Raw genomic sequence first — 3737 nt, 5'->3', positions numbered from 1 at the left:
CGCATCTATCTGCATAATTAGCACAAAATTCTATATCATGAGAGACCATAACTACTGTCACTTTATTGTCTATTAATTTATTAATCATCTTTGCAAACTTAATTGTAAAATGAGCATCTAACCCCTTTGTTGGCTCATCTAATATTAATAGTTTGGGTTCTAAAAGCAGTACTTTTGCTAAAGCTGCTCTTTGCTGTTCTCCTCCACTTAGGTCATATGGGTGATGATGTAATAAATCTTCTATTTCAACTAACTTAGATACTTTTTTTACTTTTTCTTCTTTTTCTATTTTACTCATTCCTAACTTAGGCAACATCTCATATAAATCTTTTTCTACTGTGTTTTTCACAAATAAAGATTGAGGATCTTGAGGAAGAATAGCTAAATTATTATTAAATAACTCCTTATTTTTATAATCTTTTATGTTTTTACCAAATAGCTCTATCTTACCTCTATAAGGTTTATTTATGCCACATATCAAAGATACTGTAGTACTTTTGCCAGTACCATTTCCTCCTACTATACAGAAAAACTCACCTTCTTTAATTTCCAAGTTTAAATCCTTTACAATGTCATTTCCATTTTTCTCATACTTGAACCAAACGTCTTTTATTCCTATAGCAATTTTATTTTCTAGAAGATTATTTTCTTTATCATCTTCTATTCTTGTATATACAATATGTTCATTATCAAATAATTCATTAATAAAATATCGCCCCTCTTTTACAGTAATTGGTACTTCATTTATATTTAACAAAGATGCTATTTTTATAGGAGATGGCATTGCATCAAACATTTCTGGAATCAGTCTTTTTATTTCAATACCTACATTCTTTGGCTTATCATCAATAATTATTTCTCCATCGTTCATGACTACTATTCTATCTGCTATATTAAATACTTCTTCCAAATCATGTTCTACCATTACTATTGTAATGCCAAGTTCCTCATTAATTTTTTTTATAGTTTTTAAAAAATCACTAGCTGTTATTGGATCTAATTGACTTGTTGGCTCATCTAGAATTAATACTGATGGTTGCATTACCATAATTGAAGCTAAATTTAGTAATTGTTTCTGTCCTCCAGAAAGCTCTGTTACATTTTTCCTAAACCATGTTTGAATTCCAAAAAAACTTGCCATTTCAGCCACTCTAAGTCGAATAGTTTTATTATCATAACCCAAACTTTCTAGTCCAAAAGCTAGTTCATGCCAAACCTTATCTGTTACTATTTGGTTTTCAGGACTTTGTAACACATATCCTATTTCTGATGATTGAATCCTATCATCTACTTCATCAAGAGTTCTTCCTTTAAAATATATTTTTCCTTCCCTTTTCCCATAAGGTGTTAATACAGTTTTTAAATGTCTTATCAATGTACTTTTACCACATCCTGATTTCCCGCATATAACTACAAACTCTCCAGATTCAATATTTAAATTTATATTTTTCAAAGCTTGTTTATCTATCTCAGGATAAGAAAAATTTAGTTGTTCAATTCTAAATGTCTCCATTTTATCTCCTCCTTAATGTCAAGAATTACTGGGGTAATACAAAAAAGGAAATATGCAAAATAATCAATTATACTAAATATTGTAATAGGTATCATTTTAATTGCTGGGAAATAAACCATAGTATTTTCCCCTCTAAAATTTCCTATTAAAATTATTATTGTAAAAATAATCATAAATCCCATTACAACTTTATCTCTATCATCAAATCTATAGTTAGAAAAACTAGTTCTTCCCTTAAGTCCATACCCTCTTGATTTCATTGAATCAGCTGTTTCTATTCCATTTTCTAATGCCCAAGTCATCATTATTGATAAAATTTTTATTCCATTAAGCGCTTTCCTTATTATATTTCCATTAGTAACATCTCTTCCTATACATTTTTGTGAGTTTGATATTACTTTAATCTGTGCTTTATATTTTGGTACAAATCTTAATACCATGGAGATTATAAGTGATAATCCGGGTATTATTCTTCCAAATAAATATATAAATTTATCAGAACATACTACTGCGTTATAACAGGAAAACCAAAAAATCATGGAAATAAACATTGTTGCTGCTGCTATACCATAAACAATAGATTCCAATGTTAATGGATTTCCTGTATCAAAATAACAAATAATTGTCACTCCCGCATGGCTAAAAGCTGGATTTATTACTGCACAAAATACCAAAAATGGTATCATATATACTATATTAAACTTTACAGCTTTTCCTCTATTAAGACAAATAGAGTAAATAAATGATGTTATAAAAGATATGCATAAAAAAATAGGATGCATAAAAAACATGCTAAATAATATTACAATTGTAAAATAATAAAAATTTACAATTGGATGGTAGGATTTAAATGAATTTATCATTTTTTACCTGCCATCCAATCACAACCCACATCTGTTCCTAAATCACAGGTATATCTCCATTTTATAACATCCCCATCTTTTAATTTATATCTACTACATCCATAATTAGGGTACCATCCATTAACTTGATACATCCATCCACTTAATTCTCCACCATCAAACTCATACAAATTATGTATTCCTTCTATATAATTACTGTTGTATATTGGTGTCATAGAGAATTCCATGTGTATTTTATTTTCCTGTACTTCTCTTAATAAAACATCAAATACTGTTTCATTTTTATAAAATTTCACTTTTTTAGTATTATAAATTATTCCGTCAGATGGAATCATATCTCCCTTTCCATTTTCAATTGCAACTTTTTTATTGGCTGGATCTAATAGAGTTTTACAATCTATAGATAAGGTTACATATCCTGCTACCTTACTTTTGTCAACCTCATTTCCACCTTCATTCCACTCAAAAGGTTTTGGTTTTCCTGCAGGAGTAGGATCAGTAAGATATTTATCTTTCCCATCTTTATTAGGTGTACCTTGCGAAACATCAATACCTTGTTGTTTTTTAAAAGCTAAACTTTCCTTAGCTAATTCGCTTCTACTTTTTTCATTAGAAGAATCTGAATCAATTCCATTACTGTCTTCATCTATAGCAGCTTGTTTTGGATCACTACCTACAATGTAAAAAGCTCCTTTTCTATCCTTAATACTAAAATTAAAAGTAGTCCCAGAGGAGTTATCTACCGTAGCTGTACTTACTTTTTCTAAGTCTTCTCCTTTAAATTGGTAAATATCTGCAGCTGTACAATCTAGTTTATCCTTGAAAATAATAGATAAAGCAGTTTTAGTATCTAAACTTGTAGCTTCTCCAAATGAAAATCCGTAAACCACTTTTGATTCCATTTTATCTTTAACTTTATCAACTTTTTCATCTACAGTATTGACTGACAAATTAATATCTTTTGTAGTGTTAATATCTGTAGGTAAAAACATCCATTCATAAGAAAATGTTTTATTTTCTCCACTGAATAATGCCATTTCTCCACTTTCTTTAACTTTTTCAAAAACTTCAGCAGTTACTATACCATTTTCAGGTATTTTACTATTATCTAACGATACATTACTTTCAATACTAATAACCTTATTACATCCAACTATTGAAAATAAAGTAACAACTAGCAAGGTTAATAATATTTTCTTAAATTTTTTCATATACTCCCCCCCTTACTGTATATCTATCTTACAATTTTCAATCTTCATAGTATTCTTCTTTGTAGATAAACTAGAATTATCCATATCTCCCTCTATGGTTGCAAATACAGCATCCTTTATCTTTAAATTTATTTCATCATTAGATTTTAT

Annotated in this window: 3 protein-coding genes; all 3 read right to left on the bottom strand. The window is 28.7% G+C overall.

Going from position 1 to position 3737, the window contains the following annotated elements; translation table 11 throughout:
- On the bottom strand, positions 1-1513 hold a 1513-nt coding region (locus J7G74_RS10590; RefSeq protein WP_297135059.1), incomplete at its 3' end, for an ABC transporter ATP-binding protein.
- Positions 1486-2376, bottom strand: coding sequence for an energy-coupling factor transporter transmembrane component T (locus J7G74_RS10585; protein ID WP_297135057.1), 891 nt, complete (start codon positions 2374-2376; stop codon positions 1486-1488). The genes J7G74_RS10590 and J7G74_RS10585, both read right to left, overlap by 28 nt.
- Positions 2373-3587, bottom strand: a complete 1215-nt coding sequence (locus J7G74_RS10580) for a DUF4430 domain-containing protein (protein ID WP_297135055.1) — start codon at positions 3585-3587, stop codon at positions 2373-2375. The genes J7G74_RS10585 and J7G74_RS10580 overlap by 4 nt, the downstream gene beginning before the upstream one ends.
- Between the last annotated feature and the right edge of the window lie 150 nt (positions 3588-3737).

Origin of the sequence: Terrisporobacter sp. (assembly GCF_017888745.1) — a bacterium.
Classification (GTDB): domain Bacteria; phylum Bacillota; class Clostridia; order Peptostreptococcales; family Peptostreptococcaceae; genus Terrisporobacter.
This window is presented reverse-complemented; position numbering and strand designations above follow the sequence as displayed.